We start from the raw sequence: 23,133 nt of genomic DNA, 5'->3' as shown, positions 1-23,133 counted from the left end.
CAAGGGAAGATGGAATGCTAAGTCACACTTGCTGCAAACCCTCTTGGATAACAAGTGGGTGCAACTCGTCCAAGAGAGTTCTTTCCTGCTCTAGCAACACAGTGCGGGGATCCAACATAATTTGATCGTTTTCGATACGAGCAATAATAGGAGTGGGACGAGTGCGCAGCCATTTCAGCGCCTGGGTGGGGGACTTTACTGAAAGGCTGAGCAGATGCGTGGGTAGTACTTCACCCGGCAGACTACCTCCGCCAACAGTAGAGTATCCGGGAATTACGGAGCCCGCCCCCAGAATGGTTTGCCAACGGATAGCTCTTTCTCTCAGCACTTTCTCAGATTGGGCAATCATTTGCCAGATGGGGATGGCTTGTTCCCAATCACCTTTTAAGTAATGCAAGAGGGTGGCGGAGAGAGCTGCTAGAGTGACTTTATCGGCGCGCACCGCGCGGGCCAGCGGGTGGCGTTTGATTTTCTCTAGTAAGTACTTCTTACCGACAATGATTCCGGCCTGGGGGCCACCTAACAATTTGTCCCCTGAAAAGCACACCAAATCCGCCCCTGCAGCCAAGGACTCCTGCACGGTTGGTTCATGAGCCAGGCCGTAACGGGCAGTATCAACGAGGGCTCCGGATCCAATATCGTCCACCAATGGGATTTGATGACGATGAGCCAATTCCGCCAGTGCTGAGAGGGTAGGCTCTTCGGTGAAACCGACGATACGGAAATTAGAGTGATGAGCATGCAAGATCATCGCCGCTCCAAATTCTCGTAGGGCATTCTCATAGTCCTCAGCGCGAGTGCGGTTGGTGGTGCCCACCTCGAGTAAGTGCGCTTTGGATTGGCGCATAACCTCGGGGATGCGGAAACCACCTCCGATTTCAATAAGTTGTGAACGGGCAATGAGAACCTTGCGTCGTGCGGCGAGTGCGCTGAGCGTGAGCAAAACCGCAGCAGCGTTGTTGTTAACGACCAGGGCGTCTTCTGCGTTGGTTAGCTGGGTTAGCAATTGGGTGACATGGCTGTTGCGGGTGCCTCGCTCTCCCTTATCGAGATTGTATTCCAGGTTGCAATAACCCTGAGCAATGTGGAAGATGGCCTGACGTGCGCTTTGGCTTAGTGGAGCACGTCCTAGGTTGGTGTGTAGAACCACCCCGGTGGCATTAATCACTGGCCTAAGCGAGGGTGTAAACCAGGTGTTTAATAAGGTCTGAGAATGGGCAAAAATGACCTCAGGGGTAATTTCAACCGTTTGCCCCTGCATGAGGCTTGTACGCAATGCGCTTAATGTTTCCCTTAGAGCTTTCAAGGTCATGGGACGGCCAAAAGATTCGATTAACGCAGTGGCCGCTGGAAGGTGGAGCAGTTGATCTACAGATGGGATCCGACGCAGTTCAGGACTCATGAGAAATCTTGTGAATGCGCCATTGGGCACGTTCGATCAAGCGTAACGAAAATTCAAGAATGAAGATCCCCAAGCACAGGATCATTCCAAGGGTCAGAGTGAGAACCCGTTCTAATTGTAGCCAGGCCAACAGGTCGAAAAGGATGCCAGCCCACAAGGCTTCGCGTAGGATAGTGCCCGTTGAAGGTGGGTTGGGGGAGGAAAAACGCCGGTTTAAGAAGTACACCACAGGCAATACTAGTCCGGTAACGCCCAGGGTGCCCAAGAAGAAAAAGAGCCAGCGCGGGAATAGGGTGGGAAGTGTCTGCGTGATCAGCAGGACCAATCCTCCTACTCCCAAGCCGCTAAACAAGACAAAAGGGATGAAAAATAAAGAGAAGGGAGGGAACTGTTCATTTCGGGTCACGTCTTTAAGCTCCTTTTGAGATTATATCGCAATTGTTCAAATGGATTGGGCTTTGCAAATGGGGGGTTTTGTAGTAGAATTTGTCGCAACAACTGAATAGCCAGAGCCGTTCTCTGGCGCTCATCCAGAGAGGTGGAGGGACCGGCCCGACGAAACCTCGGCAACCGCTGATGATCTCGGCAGGTGCCAATTCCGGCAGAGCCCGCGGATTAGCGGCAACTCTGGAAGATGAGAGCCTGTAAATCGCCATAGAGGCCTCTCCAATCCAGAGAGGCTTTTTTATTAGCGCGAGGAGTCTATGAAGAACCTAAAGCAACACCGTCAATTCACCAATCGGCGCTACTTGGATGCCTTGAGCGAACGAGTGCTCATTTACGATGGCGCAATGGGCACAAATTTACAAAAGATGAACCTAACCTCTGCCCATTTTGGGGGTGAGCGGTATGTCGGTTGTAATGACTATTTGGTGATCACCTACCCCCAAGCCGTGGAGCAGGTCCATCGCTCGTTTTTGGAAGTGGGTGTTGATGTGATTGAGACCTGCACATTCCGGTCTAACCGAATCACGCTAAGCGAATACGGGCTACAGGATAAAGTCATCGAAATTAACCGCCGGGCTGCAGCTTTGGCCCGCCGGCTGGCCGATGAATACAGTACGGCGGGTCATCCTCGCTTTGTGGCTGGTTCAATGGGGCCCACTGGAAAGTTACCTTCGATGGACGACCCCGAACTGTCCAACATCAGTTTTGACGAACTGGTGGATGTGTTTCGTGAACAGGCGGTGGGATTAATCCAAGGGGGTGTGGATGTTTTGCTGATCGAAACCTCGCAGGATATCCTGGAGGTCAAGGCAGCCATTTTGGGGATTCAGAAAGCCTTTGAGGAAACCGGGATTTATCTGCCCATTCAGGCTCAAGTGACTTTGGATACGACCGGGCGGATGCTATTGGGTACTGATATCTCCGCTGTTCTGGCAATCCTGGAAGGCTTGGCGATAGACGTAATTGGGCTGAACTGTTCCACCGGGCCAGATTATATGCGAGAGCCTATCCGTTACTTGGGGGAACATGCCAGTCTGCCGGTCTCATGTATTCCTAATGCGGGGTTGCCTCTTAACGTGGATGGGCAGGCGGTTTACCCTCTGGAACCCGACCACTTTGCAGATGAGTTGGCGGAATTTGTTGAAAAGTACCACATCAATGTGGTGGGGGGATGTTGTGGCACCACACCTGCCCATCTCAAGCGTCTGGTTGAACGCCTGGGGCGACGCCCTGCACCTCCACGCCCGATTCTTAACCTCCCGCAACTGGCATCGGCGATTCAGGCCATGCCGATGCTCCAAGAACCTAAGCCATTCCTCATTGGTGAGCGTCTGAACACGCAAGGGAGTCAAAAGTTCAAACAATTGATCCTTGAAGAGCGCTACGATGAAATTCTCACCCTGGCGCGACAGCAGGTTAACAGCGGGGCCCATGCGTTGGATATTTGTGTGGCATTAACTGAGCGGGGGGATGAGGTTGAGACCATGCGCAAGGTCATCAAGCGCCTAGCTCCATTGGTCCGTGTGCCGTTGGTTATTGATACGACCGAGCCCGAGGTGATGGAGGTGGCATTAAAAACAGCACCCGGGAGGTGTATGCTTAATTCCACCCACTTGGAGGGGGGGCGGGCCAAGGCTGACCGCGTCTTTGAACTGGCTAAGCGGTATAATGCCGCTGTCATGGTATTGACCATTGATGAAAACGGTATGGCTAAAACCGCAGACAGCAAATTGGCCGTGGCAAGGCGGATTTATCAAATTGCAGTTGAAGAACACGGTTTGCGCCCCCAAGACCTAGTTTTTGACGCATTAACATTCACCTTAGCCACGGGGGACCCAGAGTTTGCTCGTTCAGCGATTGAGACTCTAGAGGGGATTCGCCTGATAAAAGCCGAATTGCCCGGCGTTCTCACTTCGCTGGGGATTAGTAATGTTTCGTTTGGGTTGGCCCCGCGGGCTCGTGCGGTTCTCAATAGCGTGATGCTCTATCACGCGGTTCAGGCTGGGTTGGATATGGCTATTGTCAACCCGGCTCACATCAAACCCTATGCTGAAATTCCTGAAGCAGAGCGTCGTCTGGCCGAAGATGTAATTTTCAATCGCCATCCAGAAGCGTTACAACGTTTTATTGCTTATATGGATAGCGCTTCGGTAGAGGATTCCGGGAAACGAGAGAGTGAGCAGAGTGCTCTGAGCGCAAAGTCCGCCGAGGAACGCTTGCACTGGCGCATCTTGCACCGGCAGAAAGAAGGGGTTGAACAGGATATTGATGAAATCATTCATCGTGATCCGTCGCGGTCCCAGCACGAAGCGGCAATTGAGGTTCTCAACACTGTTCTTCTACCCGCCATGAAAGAAGTGGGCGATAAGTTCGGCGCCGGTGAGTTGATTTTGCCCTTTGTGTTGCAGTCGGCTGAAGTGATGAAGAAAGCAGTGAGCCACCTCGAGAACTATCTGGAGCGTAAAGAGGGGGTGAGCAAGGGGCGCATGGTGTTGGCGACTGTTTATGGGGACGTCCATGACATTGGGAAAAACCTGGTTAAAACGATCCTCTCTAACAACGGTTACGAAGTCATTGATCTGGGCAAGCAGGTGCCGGCTGAAACCATCATTTCCAAAGCCGTAGAGGTACAGGCCGATGCAATTGGTCTGAGTGCCTTACTGGTCTCAACCAGCCGACAGATGCCCCTTATCGTCAATGAACTCCATCGCCGAGGGCTTAAGTTCCCAGTGCTGATCGGAGGAGCAGCGATTAACCCGCGCTTTGGCCGACGGATTCTGTTTACAGAGAGTGGTGCATTCTACGAGCCAGGGGTTTTCTACTGCAAGGATGCTTTTGAGGGGTTGGAGACCATGGATGCGCTTATGGACCCAGAAGCGCGGCAACGCTTACTGGCCCGCATCCGGGCGGAGGCTGAGATGGAACTGGGCCGCCAGGTGCCTCACATAACCCGCTCTTCAGCACGTCGCTCCAACGTACCCCTTGCTGAGCGCATTCCCCGACCACCTACTTGGGGGATCCGCGTAGTCAGGCAAATGCCTCTGGAAAGCGTCTTTCAATACTTGGCTAAGAACGAACTGTTTCGCCTTTCTTGGGGAGCAAAGAACACCCACGGAGAGGCATGGGAACGACTGCTGGCGGACTATGAGGCGCGTCTGGATGCCATGCGGCGAGAGGCATTGCGGGATGGTTGGCTCAAACCACAAGGAGTCTATGGATACTGGCCGGCCCAGTCTGAAGGAGATGAACTGATTATTTATGATCCGGCCAGTGTGCAGGCAGGCTCGCCAGCAGAGATCATGCGTTTTAGCTTTCCGCGTCAAAACGTAGGGGAATTTCTGTGTCTAGCCGATTATTTTGCTCCTGTAGATTCGGGGCTGATGGATGTGGTGGCTTTTCAGATTGTAACAGTTGGACAAGCGGCCACTGAACGAGTGGAACGCCTGCAATCACAGGGGTTATACACCGAAGCCTATTTCACCCATGGTTTAGCGGTACAGATGGCGGAAGCAACTGCTGAATACCTACACCACCACATTCGCCGTGAACTGGGACTTGCCCCTAATCAAGGAAAGCGGTATTCCTGGGGATACCCCGCTATTCCTGATCTGGCTGATCATCGTAAGGTTTTCGATCTGCTTCCTGCTGAGAGGGAGTTGGGGATGAGCCTAACACCTGCCTTCCAGCTGGTCCCTGAACAATCTACAGCGGCGATTATTGTTCACCATCCCCAAGCGAAATATTTCAATATTGGTGAGAGTCGCATTGAGCAATTAATGCGGGCACAAGAAGGGTAGGACGGGATGAAACGAGAAGCGTTTTTAGCCTGGCTTTCTTCCTTTGACCGCCCAGTAGTGGCCGATGGAGCGATGGGAACACTGCTTAACCAACGTGGGGTAAAGTTTGAAGAATGCTTTGATCTCCTGAACCTGCAGAAGCCGAATTTAGTAGCGGATATTCACCGTGAATATTTGGAAGCGGGTGCACAAATTATTCTGACTAACACCTTTGGGGCAAATCGATATAAACTGGCCCAGCATGGTTTAGAAGATCAGGTGACGGTGCTCAACCAAATGGCTGTTAAGGTGGCGCGCCAGGCAGTTGCTGCCTCCCCAAATGAGGCACTGGTTGCAGGCGACGTAGGACCACTGGGAGTGCGTTTGGCACCCTTTGGTCGAGTGCAACCGGAGCAGGCCCGAGCTGCATTTCGTGAACAAATTGAGGCTCTGGTTGCAGCGGGAGTGGATTTTCTGGTTATCGAAACGATGGCAGACCTCTATGAGGTTCGTGAGGCGGTGCTGGCGGCCAGGGAGGTGGAGCCCGATCTGCCAGTGGTGGCTTCCGTGACCTTTACCCGGGATGATCGGACGCTACTGGGCGATGACCCTATCAGAGTGGCCAAAAGCATTTTTGAGATGGGAGCAGACCTCATTGGGGTTAATTGCTCGGGTGGGCCCAGCCAGTTATTGCGTATCCTCAAGCAGATGCGGAGTGCTGTACCAGAAGGGCGTTACTGGGTCAAACCGAATGCTGGATGGCCGGAACGCATGGGCGACCGTATCATGTATCCGGCTGCTCCTGATTACTTTGGAGATTATGCAGTAGCCTTTTGGAAAGCGGGAGCGGTCGTCGTGGGTGGTTGTTGTGGAACTACTCCTGAACATATTGCTGCCATGCATAAGAAGCTCCAGGGCGCCGATTTGGCCACTTATGAGAATGGACTAAACATTACTTTGGTGGATCGGGAAGAAAGTGTTGTAGGTACCCAACAGCCAACAACGCTGGCGCAGCGCCTGGCCGAGGGAAGGTTTGTCATTGCGGCTGAGGTGGATCCTCCGCGTGGCCTTTCAACCCAGAAATTACTGGCTGGTGTACATCTTTTGAAGGAAGCCGGGGTTGATGTGATCAATGTCGCCGACAGTCCCATGGCACGCATGCGGATGAGCCCCTGGGCAGTTTGCCGCCTCATCCAGGAAGAGGTGGGTGTGGAGACAGTGTTGCATTTCCCCACCCGTGGGCGGAATCTCCTGCGCGTTCAAGGTGATCTTTTGGCGGCTCATGCGCTTGGCGTGCGTAATGTGTTTGTGGTTATGGGAGATCCCACAGCCATTGGGGATTATCCCAATGCAATGGATAACTACGATCTGGTGCCATCAGGGCTGATTAAGCTCATCAAGCAGGGCTTTAACGCTGGCGTAGATCATGCCGGGATGGATATCGGGCAGCCCACCTCATTCTTTGTGGGGTGTGCGCTCAATCTCAATCCCCCTGACCCGGAGGTTGAGATTAAGAATCTGCGACGGAAATTAAGGGCAGGCGCAGATTTTGTCATGACTCAACCCGTTTTTGATCCCGTGGCTGCGCGCGCTTTCTTGGATCGCGTTCATACGGCTTTGGGAGAGTTTAGCGTGCCAGTTCTAGTGGGAATCCTTCCCCTGGTCAGCGAACGGCATGCTGCCTTTCTGCATCATGAGGTGCCGGGCATTTCAATCCCCTCTACCATTCGCCAACGCATTGCAGCAGGAGGTGACAAGGCGGCTCGTGTGGGAATCGAAATTGCGATAGAATTAGCCTTGGCAGCGAAAACTTTTGCTCATGGCATTTATCTAATGCCGGCATTCAGTCGTTTTGATTACGCTGCCGAGATTATTGAGAACGTGCGGAAAGGCGGTTGATGCGTTGACGTGCTTTTGACCATCGACGTAGGGAATACGAATCTGACTATTGGCCTCTTTGAAGGTTCAAAACTGGGGGCGCGTTGGCGCTTGGCTACCGATCATGAGCGTATGCCAGATGAGTACGGACTTCAAATGTTAGGGCTTTTGCAACATGGTGGGTGTTCGCCGGCTCAGCTGGATGGTATCTGTGTGGCTTCTGTGGTTCCTCCCCTGACACCACGTATTCTTCAGGCGTGCCGTAACTATCTGAGCGACAACATCCTTGTAGTTGACGACACGCTTGAAACTGGCATCAAAATTCTTTATGAAGATCCACGTGCGGTAGGTGCAGATCGCATTGCAGATGCAGTGGCGGTGTGTGCCCTCTATGGTGGGCCAGCCTGTGTGGTGGATTTTGGCACGGCAACCACCTTTGATGCGATTACGGCTGCAGGGGAGTATCTGGGGGGTGCCATTGCCCCCGGCATAAGTATTGCCGCGGAGGCCCTGTTTTTGCGCACGGCCAAGTTGCCACGGGTGGATTTGCAAGCCCCTCCCTCGGTGATTGGGCGCAATACTGTCCATGCCATTCAATCGGGCCTGTTGTATGGGTATGTGTCCCTCGTAGAAGGAATGGTTGAGCGCTTTCGGCGTGAGTTGGGAGAAGATATGAAGGTAATTGCCACTGGTGGGTTAGCTGAGGTGGTGGCCAACCATACTCATGTGATTCAACACTTGGCGCCTTGGTTAACCTTGGAGGGGTTGCGCATCCTTTGGGAGAAAAATCGTTCTCGCCATGAGTAATCCGGTGACTGATCGTTGCATTGTCTTGGGGGTAACCGGCTCTATTGCTGCTTACAAGGCTGGTGAAATTGCCTCTCGCCTGACCCAGTGGGGCGCTCAGGTAGAGGTCATCCTTACAGAGGGGGCACAGCATTTCATTACTCCCCTCACTTTTCAGTCGTTGACCGGACGGAAGGCTTACACAGATGCTGACCTGTGGGGTGGAGAAGGTCATATCACCCACGTGGGGTTGGGGCGCAGTGCTGAATTGATTGTGATTGCCCCGGCTACGGCCAATACTCTTTCCAAACTGGCTTACGGGATTGCCGACAACTTGTTGGTGTTGACCGTGTTGGCTGCGCAGTGCCCGCTGGTTATTGCGCCGGCGATGGATGCAGGAATGTTTCAACACCCGGCAACCCAAGCAGCGGTCAGGATTTTAGCGCAGCGAGGTGTTCTCTTGGTTGGCCCAGCAGAGGGGCGGCTAGCCTCCGGCCTGATAGGGCGGGGACGGATGGTAGAAGCAGCTGAAGTGATAGCAGCAGCGCGGTGGTTGCTGGGCCAGCGTGGGCCCTTGGCAAAGCGTAAAGTCGTTATAACAGCGGGGGGAACGCAGGAACCCATTGATGCGGTGCGGGTGATCACCAATCGATCTTCAGGCAAGCAGGGGTATGCTCTCGCCCAGGCGGCGTCAGATGCAGGTGCAGAGGTGGTCCTGATCACAGCCCCCACGTCTCTGGTTCCTCCATATGGTGCTAAGGTGATCAAAGTGCGCACCGCTGCCGAGATGCTAGACGCTGTACTTAGAGAAACTCACGACGCTGATGCCTTGATTATGGCGGCTGCTGTGGCTGATTTTCGTCCTCGGACCCCGCAAACCCAAAAGATCAAGAAGGAAACGGAAATTTCCTCTTTGGAACTGGAAACCACACCAGATATCTTGATGGCGGTCGCCGAGCGGCGGGCACGTCTGGGCTTTCCGCGCCGGGTAATCGGCTTCGCGGCCGAGAGCGAAGATTTGCTTACTAATGCACAGAGTAAACTCCAGCGTAAGCGGCTGGATATGATCGTGGCGAATGATATTTCGGCCCAGGATGCCGGTTTCGAGGTGGATACCAATCAGGTAACTCTGCTTTTTGCCGATGGACGCGTGGAAGCCTTGCCATTAATGGGCAAAGACCAAGTGGCTGAGGTCGTGATTAGTCATCTGATCGCAATGTTGAGTTGATTATCCTACTAAGTTGGGGATTACATAGATGCGGATACTGGTAATTTCGGACGTTCATGCTAATCTTCCTGCGCTTGAGGCGGTTCTGGAAGATGCAGGGACTGTGGATGCAGTATGGTGCTTGGGAGATCTGGTGGACTATGGGCCTGACCCCAATGAGTGTGTGGATTTGATCCGCCAACAGCCCAACCTGGTCTGCCTACTAGGGAATCATGATGCTGCGGTGCTGGGGCGTTTAGATCTTTCTTTTTTCAACCGTGAGGCGTCGCTCTCGGTGCACTGGACTCAACAGGCTCTGCGAGAGGATGCGCGCCAGTTTTTGGAGGGGCTACCCGAGCGAGTTGTGCTTGGCACAAACACTCTAGTCCATGGCAGCCCACGCAATCCCTTGTGGGAGTATCTATTGGATTTGAGCGTGGTGGCCTCAAACTTTGCTTACTTTGACACCGCCTATTGCTTGGTGGGACATACTCATATCCCGGTGATTTTTTACTATAATGGGGAGCAGATCGAATGGATCATCCCCAAAGATGGCGAAACGGTAGACCTGAAAATCCCCGCCATTGCTAATCCTGGGTCGATCGGGCAACCACGAGATCGTGATTCCCGCGCCGCTTACGCTATTTTTGACCCGGATGCTGGAACTTGGGAATTTCATCGCGTGGTGTACCCGATTGAGGCCGTTCAGGAGCGCATCCTAAAAGCTGGGTTGCCCGCTTATCATGCCCGCCGATTGAGTGAGGGAGTCTGATTTTCGTGGCCGGGAACTTTGGGCGTTCGCTAGCGTCTAGAAAGTAGAGATTGCTTGAGGAGAAGATGCGATGAAGAAAGGAATAGGACGCCCACTTTTGGCTGGTATCATGTTGCTTGGTGTGTTGAGCTTGTGGGCATGTGCACCCAAAAGTATCTCGCCGGCTGCGGGGGGGATGGGGGCTTATCCCAAAGATGTAGTGGCCCAACCCACGATGGCGCCATTGTTGGCCGAAAGAATGGCCTACCAGAGCGCTTCAAATGTTTATCAGGAAAGCCCTACTGCAGAACGCATGGTTATTCGATCTGCTGAACTCTCAATCGTAGTCGCCAACCCGAGTCAGGCAATGGAGGCTATCATTCGCCTGGCAGATGAAATGAAGGGGTTTGTGGTCAGTTCTAATCTGTACCAAACCCAAACCCCGCAAGGCGCCCAAGTGCAAGAGGGAACGATCACCATTCGTGTACCTGCCGAACGATTGGAAGAAGCCCTCTCGCGCATTCGGGCTTTGGTTGAAAACCCGGTTACCGACATTCTCTCTCAGAATATCTATGGTCAGGATGTTACGAAAGAATACACTGATCTGCAGTCACGATTACGCAACTTAGAAGATGCGGCTGAGCAACTGCGGAAGATCATGGACACGGCGACAAAGCCCGAAGAGGTTCTTCAGATTTATAACGAATTGCGCCAAGTGAATGAGCAAATTGAGGTACTGAAGGGACAAATCAAGTACTATCAGGAATCCGTGGCCATGTCCGCCATAACGGTCACCCTGCGGGCTAAAGAGGCAGTTGCGCCAATAACGATTGGGACCTGGAAGCCCGGGGGAGTGGCGCGGGATGCCATCCGTGCCCTGATCCGGGCCTATCAGATGCTGGCGAGTGGGGTGATTTGGTTGGTGCTTTTCTGCTTGCCGGTGGCATTTCCAGTGGGTATTGTGGTCTGGCTGATCTGGTTGGGCTTTCGTCGTTGGCGCCAAGCCCGCAAAGCCGTGTCCCGAATTGAATCGCCTCCACCTGCGGCTTAGTTGTTCTACCATGTTTCTCTTGCCCGGTTGGTTGCGCCTGCCGGGCAAGATTCATCTCCATGCAACGGTAAGCGTGGCGGCTCGGGTGAGATGTATCGCGAAACGGTATAGGTGGGAGGATACAGTGTCCCATGGCAGCCTTTCTTCTTCTAGACAAGCGGTGCGGGGAGGTTCGGGTAGATATAGATATACAGAGCCTTCAGCGGCATGTTGCAGATCCAATCTACAGATCAAGCGGGCGTCCTCGATGTGCCAGTTTTTTGCTTCAAGCCCCTGACTGATGTGGAGGGTGCTTCCCGCCCAAGCCGGTTGTCTCTCGGGAATAGGAAAGGCGGCCAAAAGAGAGATACCATGAGGCGCCAGGGGTGCAAGTTTCAGGGGTGTATCGTTCTCCCAGGTATAATGGCGGTCGGTCCAGAATTCGTGGAGCAGATAAGGCTTTGAGGGAGGTAAGTGGTAACGCGAGCGGGTGAGATGAGGTGTGACTGCTTTGTCGCTCCAGTTGATAAAAGCAAGGAGATGCCACTCCCCGATAGCCCCTTCCAGATCCAGACGGAGGTGTGCGGGGTATGTGGTTTCAAGTAGATCCAATACCTCGGGGCATTTCTCGATCAAGGGGAGGAGTACCTGGGCCACCCTTAATCGCTCGATGGGTAGGGTGGTTAAGTTATCAGAGAGAAAGAGTGACCCTCCACTGAGGGCAATTACACTAGCCAGGGTCTGCACTTCAGATAGAGTCAGCTGGGTATCCAGCCGAAGGAGCAAGCAATCGGGGTCATTGATCCACCAGCGGCGATGCAATGGGGCACGGGTGAGGGTGTTACGAATGGCATTGATCGCAGCCGGCATATGAGGTTCGCCCTTAAAAAACCACCGACGCCCTAGGTATTCGGGATGCCACGAGCCGCTAATATCGGCTCCAATGCGCATTGCATTGACCAGACCCAAAACAGACCCAAGCGGGGCACCACATCCCAGTAAGAACGTTTCGTCCCCAGCGGCCTGGCGCAGAGTTTCCATCCCGTGACGTAGCACTTGCGCCCGCGTCAAGGTGGGTTGGCGATATTGACCCGGGAGCGCTGCTGCGTATAGGAAATCAAGTTTCAGGTAGGGGAATCCCCAGTCATGAACAGCCGTATGTACAACATGAGCAGCATATTCGAGGGCGGGTGGGACGGTGAGATCAAGTGCGGTAGCAAACGTGTTCCAGACAAACCCGGCATTGACTGGGCGACCCGAGGGTTGGCGTAGCAGCCAATCGGGATGTTGGCGGGCCAATTGAGACTGTGGATGAACGATAAAAGGCGCCAGCCATAAACCAGGACGCAATCCCGCTTCCTTGATCTCGAGAGCCAGTGGAGCGACTCCATAGGGAAAGGAAGGTTTGAAGGTCAACCAATCCCCGACCTGAGATTCGAAGCCATCGTCAATTTGGACGAGGTCCAGCGGGACTTGAGCCTGCCAGGCCTGGATTTGGCGCAGATTCTCTCGAACGTCCTTCTCTGAAATCTTCGTGTAGTAATAATACCATGAGCACCATCCGCGAGGACTGGGGGGAAATTCTTTCAACCCATGAAAGGCGGCTACGGCATCTAAGTAAGGTTCTAAAGGGAGCTCATGGTCGGTGAGCATAAAAGGATAGGCCACCAACCAGTCCGTTTCCATGCTGCAACCGGGATCCAAACGAGTATGATCTCCGTTGGCCCAAACCTGTAGGTGAGGCTGGGGAGTAGTCGAAAAAACCAAGCTGCCAAAGTGCTGGTGTTGGGAGAGAAACCCGATAACGAGCCCCACCTTGTCGGAGGGGGCTAGCAACACGGTGAAGAAGTCGCTGCTGAATTGTCCACGGCGGCGGAAGATTGGGGTTCCTGCGTTGAGTACCATGGGGGTTTGGAAAGGCCCCAAACGCGAGCGGGGCATGCTCTGCTCGGATTTCAGCATTCCGGTGAAGGACCAGGATTGCCAGCCGTTTAGGTAGAACCCAAGTGTGCATGATGAATCACCCATGACCAGCAACGTGGGTGGGACGGAGTCACTTTGGTCCAGAAGGTCAATTTGGTCGATCCAAACAGGCTCTGAGCTCTCGTTGTGGAGGCTGAGCTTCCAAAGGGCCCACTTGTGATGCTGGGCATTAGCCAGAATGAGATGAGCCCGAAGTCCCATTTCAGGTAGAGAGGTGGTAAGCACCTCCACCGTTTCACCGTCCATCGGGGGTAAGGAACTTTCAGGGGTAATCTTTATGGGATGAAAGCGATCCAACTTCCAATGGTAGCGTTTACCATGGCGATGAAAGCGGATACCCAAGCAGAAATGGTTTAACTGGATGCGAGGGACATCTTCGGCTTGCAGCGAGAAATGTCCTTCCACGGGATTGCATTGCCAAGTGAAAGGTCCTGGATAAAACCCCGGCATGGTTCTTTTCCCTAACTGAAATCACAAGCGAGGCAGATAAATTCCACCTTGCTTCTGGTATTTTCCCTTTTTATCCGCGTAAGAGACGTCACAGACTTCATCGGCCTCGAAAAAGAGCACTTGGGCAATTCCCTCATTGGCGTAGATTTTGGCTGGGAGTGGGGTTGTGTTGGAAATCTCCAGTGTAACGTAGCCTTCCCATTCGGGTTCAAAAGGGGTGACGTTAACGATAATCCCACATCGGGCATAAGTACTTTTGCCAAGGCATACGGTTAAGACGTTGCGAGGAATGCGAAAATATTCCACTGTGCGTCCTAAGGCAAAAGAATTGGGTGGAATCACGCACACTTCTCCCTTAAAATCCACCATAGATTTCGGATCGAAATCCTTGGGGTCAACCGTGGTGCTGAATACATTGGTAAAGATCTTAAACTCATCGGCCACACGAATATCATATCCGTAAGACGACAAGCCATAGGAGATGACCCCCGAGCGCACCTGATGATCCACAAAGGGCTCAATCATGCCATACTCAAGTGCCATTTTGCGAATCCAATGATCCGGTTTCAGCCCCATATGATGAAACTCCTTTCCGCGGGAAAATTTTAGCCAAATTGGCTTCGTACTCACTTTCAAAGATTCAGGTGTTTATAATTGGAGACCTCCTCGTTCTTGAAGCAGGCGGCGAACCTCTTGGAGCAAGTGTTCAGCCTGTTCTTCCACACGATTAAGTTGCTCCAGCAATGGCTGAGCAGTCGCGATCTCCAGAGCACTTGTGTTGATACGTACATTGTAACCTGCGCAAATAATGGCACTGTGAGCCAGCGTGGCGGCGGATGCGGCATCGGTGATAGCGTTGAGGTTGCCTGAGGCAACCGCCTGCTGGGCCAGAGACATCACCGTGAGGGTCGTTTGAGCCACCTTTAGGGGGACTTCTGCGGCGTGGAGATAGGCATTTTGGAGAGCCTTTTGTCGGTCTACCTCTTGCTCAGGTGTATCCTTTGGGAGCTTAAGGGCGGCCATGACGGCTTCAAAGGCCTTGGCATCTTCCTCTACAGCACTCAATAAAATTCTACGCAGGTTTTCGACTTCCTCCAGAATTTGCCACATTTGGGGTTTGACGGATTCGTATTTCTTCTTGCCTAGGGTGAGGCGAGCGACCATCGCTACCAGTGCCGCTGCCATCGCCCCGGTGAATGCTGCCGCTGAGCCCCCACCGGGGGTTGGGGTGGGAGCGGCCAGCGCCTCCAGAAAACTAGTTTCCCGAGAGGGGACAGGTTCAGTGGCTTGAGCGCGCATGACCTCGCTCAGGCGATTTTCCAGGATTTGAGCAGGTTCAAAACCATCCAGTTGCAGATACCAGATGGCAGAGTCGTTAAGGGCCTCCTGTGGGATGAGCCCGACCACTTCACTATGATGCACGGCCACCCCATATCGCTCACTTTCGCGACGGATCATTTCCATGACTCGATAAATTGGGGTTTGGCGAAAGTTGGTGAGGTTCATCGAGACTTGGGCCTTGCCCTCAACCAGTACCCCCATGGCTTTAACATAGCGCAGCCCGCCGTTCGAAAACCGGATAGCCTTGGCGATCTTTTGAGCGATGGAAGTATCTGTGGTATTTAGGTAAACATTAAAGGCGATCAGGGGCTGGCGTGCGCCAATGACGGTTGCCCCTGCAGGACCAACTCGGCGGGGGCCAAAGTCGGGTTCTCGTTCAGGATTGGTCTCAATTTCTACTTTCAATGCCTCATACTGGCCTCGGCGAATGTTTTCCAAGTTAACTCGTTCGGGGCGTGTAGCGGCTTCCTCGTAGAGGTAAACTGGAATTTGCAGTTCTTCTCCCACTCGTTTGCCCAGGCGACGGGCCATTTCAACACATTCTTGCATGGTAATGTCTTGGATTGGGACAAAGGGAACGACATCGGTGGCGCCAATGCGGGGGTGTGCCCCGGTGTGCTGATTGAGATCAATCAATTCGGCGGCACAGGCGATGGCGCGAAAAGCAGCTTCTTCCACGGCTTGCGGAGGACCTACGAAAGTAATAACTGTGCGATTATGATCGTAATCCGAATGACGATCGAGGACATAAACATGTGCAACGGATTGAATGGTCTGAATAATAGCCTCAACAACTTCGGGACGACGGGCCTCAGAAAAGTTTGGAATGCACTCGACCAGGGGATAGGACATAGCGCGCCTCGGGTATCAGGGATTGCGTATATTATAATCATCGTTAGACGAGTGGCTTACCGAAAGGACAGTGGAAAATGTGTGGTCGTTTTACCCTAACGATAGATGCCAAGCAGCTGGCATTGGCATTTGGCTTGATCGAAATTCCGGCGGGCTGGCAACCGCGCTATAATATTGCCCCGACACAACTGGTGCTGGGAGTACGGGAAGCCGAATCTCCTAAAGGGGAATGGATGCGGTGGGGGCTCATTCCCTCGTGGGCGAAGGATCCTACCATCGGAAATCGTCTCATCAATGCACGGGCTGAGACTTTGACTGAAAAGCCAGCCTTTCGCTCTGCCCTTATCTCCCGGCGCTGTCTGATTCTGGCTGATGGATTTTATGAGTGGCGGCGTAGCGGGGGGAAATCGCTTTCACAACCCTTTCTTTTTCGCCTGAAGAACGGCACCCCGTTTGCATTTGCCGGATTGTGGGATGCTTGGCGCAATGGTGCAGGTGAACCTGTACTTTCATGCACACTTATTACTTGTTCTGCTAATGCGATGGTGGGAGAAGTTCACAAACGCATGCCTGTTATTCTAGATCGCGAGCAATGCTGGGATTGGTTGAGGGCAAACCCTCTTTCTCGGCTGATGGATCTTCTGCGTCCCTATCCGCCCGAAAAAATGGAGATGATCCCTGTCGGTCAGATTGTCAACAACCCTGCTACGGATGATCCGGTTTGTATTCAGCCCGCAAGATAGGATTTTAGGGCATCCTGTTGGCTTGACCCGCTGACATCCTTTGTGGTAGAATTCTGGCGCACTGCCCCCATCGTCTAGGGGACTAGGACGCAGCCCTTTCAAGGCTAAAACGGGGGTTCGAATCCCCCTGGGGGCACCAGAAATAACCGCTAGCCATGCGGTTATTTTGACTTAAGGAGATGGATGATTAGCACAAACTCCGCTTTTCTCGTTTTCAGTGTCTTCAATACACTATGCAGGGAACCGCGCAGGATATTCTCTTGGGGCAGGGTGAGGTCAAGTGCGAGGGTGATGGGAATTTCACTTCCAAACAGACGCTCAACCTCCTGTAGCAGGGTTATCAAGCGGTAAGGAGCATCCATTAAGACGATTGGCAAGCCAATCGCTTTGAGTTTTTGGAGCGCCTGGCGACGTTTTTCTGGTTTACGAGGTAAAAACCCCCCGAATACGAACTGCTCGATGGGCATATCAACCACCGAGAGCGCGGCCATGAGAGACGAAGGCCCTGGGATGGGTTTGACCGTGACTCCCATGACCACAGCCTGGTGGATCAATAACGCACCCGGATCTGAGAAGACCGGAGTCCCACAATCTGAAATCAGCGCCAGTTGTTGACCCTCTTGCAGCAAGGAAACTAGCATTGGTGCTTGTTGGGCCTCGTTATGCTCATTAAGGGGGTAAAGGGGCTTGTCTGGAAGATTTAGTTGATGCAACAGCCGCTTGGCCTGGCGAATTTCCTCACAAATGATGCCATCCACCTGGTTGAGTATCTCAACAGCGCGCAGGGTGATGTCCTTGGGATGACCAAGTGGGGTGGCGACGATATAAAGCGTGCCCAGTTGCTTCATGCTCTTGATTATACACATCCCTATGGTGGAAAGGACGAGAAAATCATGTTATATTAGGTGGCGTTATGCGTGACTAACTCCTTGCCAATGCGAGGCAGAACCATGGCTCTAGCGCTTCTAGAAGGTATGAATCCGGTTTTGCAAGCCTTACTGGCGACTTTATTTACCTGGGGGGTAACGGCGCTGGGCGCAGCCGGTGTGTTCTTGAAGCGTGAATTGAGTCGCAGATTATTGGATGGCATGTTGGGGTTTGCCTCGGGGGTCATGATTGCGGCCAGTTTCTTTTCTTTGCTGGGGCCGGCTATTGAGATGTCTCATGACTTGGGGGTTCCGGGTTGGCTACCAGCGGTCTCCGGTTTCCTGCTGGGTGGGGTCTTTCTCTTCTTGGTGGATCGGCTTCTTCCTCATTTGCACGTGGGAATGGCTCCCGAATCGGCTGAGGGTCTGAAAACCTCCTGGCAGCGTAGCGTACTTCTAGTCTTGGCTATCACCCTGCATAATTTTCCTGAAGGGTTAGCGGTTGGTGTGGCGTTTGGAGCGGCTGCAGCGGGGATTCAGGAAGCCACCCTGGCAGGGGCAGTGGCACTGGCTATTGGAATTGGACTGCAAAACTTTCCAGAAGGATTGGCTGTCTCGGCTCCTCTGCGTCGGGAAGGAATCTCCCGCTGGAAGAGTTTCTTCCTGGGTCAACTTTCTGGAGTTGTGGAACCTCTGGCAGGGGTTTCGGGAGCACTGGCCGTGTTTCTGGTGCGCCCGTTGTTGCCCTATGCCCTGGCTTTTGCTGCGGGAGCAATGATTTACGTGTGTGTGGAAGAGTTGATCCCAGAAGTGCACTCTGGGAATCACTCGGATGTGGCAACCATTGGGGTTATGCTTGGGTTTGCTCTGATGATGTTACTGGATGTGGCGTTGGGGTAAAGGGATTTTCATGCGTTTGACTCGGGTGACCCGAAATGCGCTTTTGGTCGGGGTTTTCTTTGCGTTGGATAAGGGGGTAGGATTTGTTCGTCAAGTGATCATTGCACGCCAGTTTGGCCTTTCGGAGGCTCTGGATGCTTTCAATGTAGCGAATAATGTACCCGATTTGCTCTTCGCTCTTATCTCTGGGGGAGCGCTAGCCATGGCCTTTATACCGGTCTTGACCGAGAGTCTGACCCAACGCGGAGAGCGGGCTACCTGGCAACTCTTTAGCTACGTGGCCAATCTGGCCTTCCTTGTCACGGGTGTGCTTGGGGTCTTAGTTGGGATTTTCACCAAACCCCTGGTCACTTGGGAACTAGGGGTTGCGCCGGGATTTGGGCCTGAGCAGCAGCAGCTAGTTGTTAATCTTATGCGCTTAAACCTAATAGCAACAGTGATTTTCTCGCTCAGCGGTCTGGTGATGGCGGCCCTACAAGCCCACCAGCATTTCCTTTTACCAGCGATGGCTCCCCTTTTTTATAACTTGGGACAGATATTTGGGGCCGTGGTGTTGGCGCCTGAGCAAGGGGTACACCTTGGCAATATAACCTTGCCCGCCTTGGGTTTGGGAGTGTACGGGCTGGTGTACGGGGTTATCCTTGGCGCCATCCTGCATTTGGGCATTCAAATCCCTGGGCTGATCCGTTATGGATTTCAATGGCAGGCTGGGCTTGGATTGCATCAGCCCGATGTGCATAGAGTGCTACGACTGATGGGGCCGCGTCTGTTAACCGTATTGTGTATTCAGCTGATTTTCATTGTGCGTGACAATTTGGCTTCTCGATTAGCCACAGGGGCTGTAACAGCATTGACGTACGGTTGGATGATCTTTCAGGTTCCAGAGACGTTAATTGGAACTGCGCTTGGCACTGCGCTTCTGCCAGCCCTTTCAGAGCAAATAGCGCGAAACCAACGGGAGTCCTTTCACCAAAGCATTCAGCGCGCCGTGCAGGTGCTGATCGCCCTGACTATCCCCCTGACCATTATCTTGGGGTTAGGAATGCGTCCACTTCTGGATGTGGTGTTCGGTTTCGGCGTGGAAGGAACTGATTTGCTTTGGCGGGTTTCCCAGGGATATCTTTTAGGATTGCTGGGACAATGTTTAGTGGAAGTAATGGTCCGGGCCTTTTATGCCCGACAAAATGCCTGGATTCCACTCCTGGGGGCGGGCATGACTCTGGGGATCTACGTCCTGGCGGGTACCCAATTTTATCGCTGGTTGGGTGCGCCGGGGATTAGCCTTGCAGATGCTCTATCTTTCTCTGCTGAGGCTATCCTGCTAACCTTTTTACTCGTGCGGAGCTTGAAGCGGGGGTTTCAAGTGTTACCGGTGTTGGCGCGAGCGGGATTGGCGGCAGGGATTAGTGGGGGGGTGATCTGGCTCGGACAAGCAGGAATCCAGTGGGGACACTCGATCTTGATGGCAGGAGGATTAATGGGACTGGGAGGTTTGCTGAGCTTGCCCTGGATATGGCGAGAGATGCGATTGTTGATCCGCCTGTGAACACCTTCTAACCTTGGGTATAATTGAAGCCATGATGCCGGCGAACAATGAAGATACGATCATTTCAACCTCACATGGAACATTAGAGACTCCCGAAGCGACATCAAAACCACGTAAGATGCGCTTATGGTTCCTAGTCTTGGGGGCTTTGGGAACCATCTTAGTATCTGGTTTACTGGGTGGTTGGCTGGGATATCAGGCCAGCCTGCGCGATCGGTTGGCAGAAGAGGAAAATCAGAAAGCCATTGTAGCCGCGACTCAGTATCAATTGGGCTTAGCGGACCTGGCCGCTGGGCGCTATGATACGGCCCGCAAGCGTTTTGAGTTTGTCCTGGCGCTTAAGCCAGATTTCCCAGGAGCTATGGAGAGCCTAGCCCAGGCAATGATGGGGCTAACGCTCCAACAGACCCCAACGGTTACCCCTTCACCTACCGCCCAACCTACGCCGGATACGCGGAAAGAAGAGGAGTTATTTGCGCAAATCCAACAGGCGCTTTTGAACCAGGATTGGCAACTGGCTATTGATACTATTGAGGTGTTGCGCAAGTTGAATCTAACTTATCGGGCCGTGGATGTGGATGGTATGTACTACTTGGCTTTGCGTAATTTGGGAGTGAAAAATATCTTGGAGCAGGGCTTGCTGGAAGTGGGGATTTATAATCTAACCCTGGCCGAACGATTTGCTCCTCTAGATGTAGATGCACAAAATTATCGTATTTGGGCCCGTCAGTACCTTTCAGCCGCCAGTTTTTGGGGAGTGGATTGGCGGCGGGTTGTGAATTATTTTGCCCAAATCTACCCGGCGTTGCCCAATTTGCGTGATGGATCTGGGATGACAGCCACACAACGCTTCCGGATTGCCTCGATCAAGTACGCGGATCAACTGGCGGCTCAAGGTCAGTACTGCGAAGCACAAATTCATTACGAGAATGCCCTTTCCATTGCCCCTGATCCGCAAGTTCAGCCCACCCTTGAGGTTGTGCGAGAATGGTGTGCCAATCCTCCGGGTTCACAAGTTACGCCGACTGAAACGCCTACTCCTGGCAGTGGAATGACCCCCACTCCTTCAGATACTCCTTTGCCCTCAGAGACCCCTACACCATGAGTTCCTCCACTCCTGCATGGGTGCTTATTCTCATCTACTGGTTGCATATGTTGGCCACGGTGGTTTGGATTGGGGGATTGACTGCTTCTAACTTCATCCTCATGCCCCTGGCTCGTGAAACCCTGCCCGAAAGCACTTATCTGGTTTTCTCTGAGCGTGTACTAAAGCGTCTGCAGGGCATCGGCTGGATAGCTTTGGCAATTTTGGTGGGTACCGGGCTTTTTCAGATGAGCGCCCATCCGGCTTATCAGGGGTTTCTCAGAATTGATAACGCGTGGGCAATGGCCATCCTGCTTAAACACAGCGTGATAGGTGGTGTGGTTCTGGTGAGTTTTTGGATAACATGGGGCCTAATGCCACAGTTGCGGCGCATGAATTATTTGCTCAGTGCTGGCGTTGCAGTGGATGAGAGTTCTCGACTCAGGCTTCAACGCCGCCACGCCTGGCTTGTCCGTTTGAATCTGGGGCTTTCGGTGGTAGTGCTATTATTAACGGCTTGGGCGCGGGTATCTTGATCGTTTTGTTCATGGGGTTTCTGGAGCCCGTGGCGCAGTGTAGAAGGTATAGGGAGTATCAGGGTAATAGTGCCAGGTTTTACGTTGCGAAAACTCTTGAGACAGGGCGTTATCTGTTTCGATCCCTCGGCTTATAGTAAACAGGAACGGGCTGTCCATAAAGGGACTGCTGAGAGTTGAGAGTGTGCCGTACTCGCGCCAGGACTCGCGGATGTGAACGATCACTAGAGCGGGGGTGAGCGTTTGGGCCTGGGGCGATTCAAACGGAGTGAGTTGAGCCCGTGTAGCGCCATATAACCCATAAAGTTGGGCCAGGCGAGCAGGCAGGTAAAACTGCACATTTGCCATAAACAGCCCTATGGCTACCCCAACCACGAGTCCGAATCGCAGATAGCCCATTAGACGTTGTCGGAGAGAATGGATGGGATTGGGTAGCCTGCCGGCAAGACGGGTCATGCCAGCAGCGGTCAGTAGTGTTGCGCTGATGATACCTTCGTAATAATATCGGGGGCCAAGCACCCACGCGCCGATCCAGTAAAAACCATAAACAAAGATCAGGCTTGCCCCAAGGGCGATGATCAGCCAAGCGGAACGATTCTTACGTAAAGCCACCAGTCCCATGGGCATAAAGAGCCAGGAGATTCGTCCCCAACCGAAGAGATCACTGCTGCCCGCTCTCAGACTGAATAATGTATTGACCCAGGCATGGTAGGGTTGGTGCCCATCAGAGTGCAGCCCGATTCCCAGACCGAAACCCACCCGATCGTAAGGCCACCATAGTGTATAAGGATTGAGCCAGGGATCCCCGGTGAGTGCATATTGCCAGAGAAACAGGAGAGAAGCCAGTCCTCCTGCTATGCCTCCGATCATAAGGATGCGCTGACGCACTAGGGAGGGACCGCGCAGGAGGATCAGAAATCCGTGCACAAGGAAGGGGATGGCAATACCCAGCGCAGTCAAAGGTCGGGTGAGGGCCAGAAGGCCCAGGCTAAGCCCGGCCACAGGAACAGTCAAAGCCGAATAGCGGGGTGAGGGTTTGGTCGTTGTATCCAACCAAGCCAGTGCGAAGGCCAAGGTAAGGAAGAAGGAAAAAGTGTGGGAGAGTAGTGAGCCAGCGTTCATCAAAAAGAAAGGGGACGAGGCAGTTAGAAGGGCTGCCATTACTCCCTGGACTGGCGTTGTTAGCTTGCTGACCAAGCGGAAGGTAAGCCAGGTGCACCAGGTTGCTAGCAGGACATTCAACCCGCTGGGGATACCTAAGCGCACGGCCAGCGAAAGCGCAGCCGGCCACCCTGGGGGGTATTTGCCAAAGCGAAAGCCCTCGTAATCCACCACGAAGGGTACCAGAAAGCACCGGGGGCAGGAGGGAGAGGGTATTTTAATCTCTCCCCGCGCCATGACACGGGCTTGCCAGAGGTAGGCATACTCATCTTCTAAATGGGGAATGCCCTCAAAAACATTAAGGGTTATCGCCAGAGTCAATCCACCGGCGAGCAGGGAAATCCCAAGCGCTAAGATGAAAGCTAACCGTGATGTTGCTTTCATTCTTTGTTGC

18 protein-coding genes, 1 tRNA gene and 1 riboswitch are annotated in these 23,133 nt (G+C 53.2%); of the genes, 12 read left to right on the top strand and 7 right to left on the bottom strand.

Annotation, left to right across the window (positions count from 1 at the left end; genetic code table 11):
• Positions 1–22: 22 nt before the first annotated feature.
• Complete coding sequence (selA, locus tag Q0721_RS08935; RefSeq protein ID WP_299028517.1) at positions 23–1,402, bottom strand: L-seryl-tRNA(Sec) selenium transferase; 1,380 nt, start codon at positions 1,400–1,402, stop codon at positions 23–25.
• Positions 1,392–1,808 carry a hypothetical protein gene (locus Q0721_RS08930; protein ID WP_299028514.1) on the bottom strand — a complete coding sequence of 139 codons (417 nt, stop codon included), beginning with the start codon at positions 1,806–1,808 and terminating at the stop codon, positions 1,392–1,394. The genes selA and Q0721_RS08930 overlap by 11 nt, the downstream gene beginning before the upstream one ends.
• A 117-nt stretch (positions 1,809–1,925) precedes the next feature.
• Positions 1,926–2,043, top strand: a riboswitch (SAM riboswitch).
• 63 nt (positions 2,044–2,106) lie between these two features.
• On the opposite strand from Q0721_RS08930, the gene metH reads away from it, so the two are divergent.
• From metH to Q0721_RS08900, 6 genes are all read left to right on the top strand, one after another.
• Positions 2,107–5,646: a methionine synthase gene (gene metH, locus Q0721_RS08925; protein WP_299028511.1), complete on the top strand. Its 3,540-nt coding sequence runs from the start codon at positions 2,107–2,109 to the stop codon at positions 5,644–5,646.
• A 6-nt stretch (positions 5,647–5,652) separates the two neighbouring features.
• Positions 5,653–7,524, top strand: a complete 1,872-nt coding sequence (locus tag Q0721_RS08920) for a bifunctional homocysteine S-methyltransferase/methylenetetrahydrofolate reductase (RefSeq protein ID WP_299028508.1) — start codon at positions 5,653–5,655, stop codon at positions 7,522–7,524.
• Positions 7,525–7,533: 9 nt separating this feature from the next.
• Complete coding sequence (locus Q0721_RS08915) at positions 7,534–8,310, top strand: type III pantothenate kinase (protein ID WP_299028505.1); 777 nt, start codon at positions 7,534–7,536, stop codon at positions 8,308–8,310.
• Positions 8,303–9,517 carry a bifunctional phosphopantothenoylcysteine decarboxylase/phosphopantothenate--cysteine ligase CoaBC gene (coaBC, locus tag Q0721_RS08910; RefSeq protein ID WP_299028499.1) on the top strand — a complete coding sequence of 405 codons (1,215 nt, stop codon included), beginning with the start codon at positions 8,303–8,305 and terminating at the stop codon, positions 9,515–9,517. The genes Q0721_RS08915 and coaBC overlap by 8 nt, the downstream gene beginning before the upstream one ends.
• Before the next feature lie 28 nt (positions 9,518–9,545).
• The gene (locus tag Q0721_RS08905) at positions 9,546–10,268 is read left to right on the top strand and encodes a metallophosphoesterase family protein (RefSeq protein WP_299028496.1); all 723 of its coding nucleotides are present in this window, start codon (positions 9,546–9,548) and stop codon (positions 10,266–10,268) included.
• 70 nt (positions 10,269–10,338) lie between these two features.
• Positions 10,339–11,298 carry a DUF4349 domain-containing protein gene (locus tag Q0721_RS08900; RefSeq protein ID WP_299028493.1) on the top strand — a complete coding sequence of 320 codons (960 nt, stop codon included), beginning with the start codon at positions 10,339–10,341 and terminating at the stop codon, positions 11,296–11,298.
• A 51-nt stretch (positions 11,299–11,349) separates the two neighbouring features.
• On the opposite strand, the gene Q0721_RS08895 is transcribed toward Q0721_RS08900, so the two are convergent.
• From Q0721_RS08895 to ftcD, 3 genes are all read right to left on the bottom strand, one after another.
• Positions 11,350–13,710 carry a glycoside hydrolase family 36 protein gene (locus Q0721_RS08895; RefSeq protein WP_299028490.1) on the bottom strand — a complete coding sequence of 787 codons (2,361 nt, stop codon included), beginning with the start codon at positions 13,708–13,710 and terminating at the stop codon, positions 11,350–11,352.
• A gap of 21 nt (positions 13,711–13,731) precedes the next feature.
• On the bottom strand, positions 13,732–14,286 hold the full coding sequence (dcd, locus tag Q0721_RS08890) for a dCTP deaminase (RefSeq protein ID WP_299028487.1): 555 nt from the start codon (positions 14,284–14,286) through the stop codon (positions 13,732–13,734).
• A gap of 72 nt (positions 14,287–14,358) precedes the next feature.
• Positions 14,359–15,903 carry a glutamate formimidoyltransferase gene (gene ftcD, locus Q0721_RS08885; protein ID WP_299028484.1) on the bottom strand — a complete coding sequence of 515 codons (1,545 nt, stop codon included), beginning with the start codon at positions 15,901–15,903 and terminating at the stop codon, positions 14,359–14,361.
• 77 nt (positions 15,904–15,980) lie between these two features.
• On the opposite strand from ftcD, the gene Q0721_RS08880 reads away from it, so the two are divergent.
• Positions 15,981–16,646 carry an SOS response-associated peptidase gene (locus tag Q0721_RS08880; protein ID WP_299028481.1) on the top strand — a complete coding sequence of 222 codons (666 nt, stop codon included), beginning with the start codon at positions 15,981–15,983 and terminating at the stop codon, positions 16,644–16,646.
• A 63-nt stretch (positions 16,647–16,709) separates the two neighbouring features.
• A tRNA-Glu gene (locus tag Q0721_RS08875) sits at positions 16,710–16,785 on the top strand.
• Between the two features lie 22 nt (positions 16,786–16,807).
• On the opposite strand, the gene rsmI is transcribed toward Q0721_RS08875, so the two are convergent.
• The gene (gene rsmI, locus Q0721_RS08870) at positions 16,808–17,494 is read right to left on the bottom strand and encodes a 16S rRNA (cytidine(1402)-2'-O)-methyltransferase (protein ID WP_299028479.1); all 687 of its coding nucleotides are present in this window, start codon (positions 17,492–17,494) and stop codon (positions 16,808–16,810) included.
• A gap of 102 nt (positions 17,495–17,596) precedes the next feature.
• Here rsmI and Q0721_RS08865 point away from each other — a divergent pair, with 102 nt between their 5' ends.
• From Q0721_RS08865 to Q0721_RS08850, 4 genes are read left to right on the top strand one after another with little or no spacing between them, the layout of a single operon-like run.
• Positions 17,597–18,412 carry a ZIP family metal transporter gene (locus tag Q0721_RS08865; RefSeq protein ID WP_299028478.1) on the top strand — a complete coding sequence of 272 codons (816 nt, stop codon included), beginning with the start codon at positions 17,597–17,599 and terminating at the stop codon, positions 18,410–18,412.
• Positions 18,396–19,958, top strand: a complete 1,563-nt coding sequence (murJ, locus tag Q0721_RS08860) for a murein biosynthesis integral membrane protein MurJ (RefSeq protein ID WP_299028476.1) — start codon at positions 18,396–18,398, stop codon at positions 19,956–19,958. The genes Q0721_RS08865 and murJ overlap by 17 nt, the downstream gene beginning before the upstream one ends.
• Positions 19,959–19,989: 31 nt before the next feature.
• Positions 19,990–21,063: a hypothetical protein gene (locus tag Q0721_RS08855; protein ID WP_299028473.1), complete on the top strand. Its 1,074-nt coding sequence runs from the start codon at positions 19,990–19,992 to the stop codon at positions 21,061–21,063.
• On the top strand, positions 21,060–21,578 hold the full coding sequence (locus Q0721_RS08850) for a CopD family protein (RefSeq protein ID WP_299028470.1): 519 nt from the start codon (positions 21,060–21,062) through the stop codon (positions 21,576–21,578). The genes Q0721_RS08855 and Q0721_RS08850 overlap by 4 nt, the downstream gene beginning before the upstream one ends.
• 9 nt (positions 21,579–21,587) lie before the next feature.
• On the opposite strand, the gene Q0721_RS08845 is transcribed toward Q0721_RS08850, so the two are convergent.
• A complete protein-coding gene (locus tag Q0721_RS08845; protein WP_299028467.1) occupies positions 21,588–23,123 on the bottom strand; it encodes a hypothetical protein in 1,536 nt (511 codons plus the stop codon).
• Positions 23,124–23,133: the final 10 nt, after the last annotated feature.

The sequence above is a fragment of the uncultured Thermanaerothrix sp. genome, assembly GCF_938028735.1.
GTDB lineage: Bacteria > Chloroflexota > Anaerolineae > Anaerolineales > Anaerolineaceae > Thermanaerothrix.
Note: the sequence above shows the minus strand (reverse complement) of the source record. Positions and strands in the feature narration are given on the sequence as shown.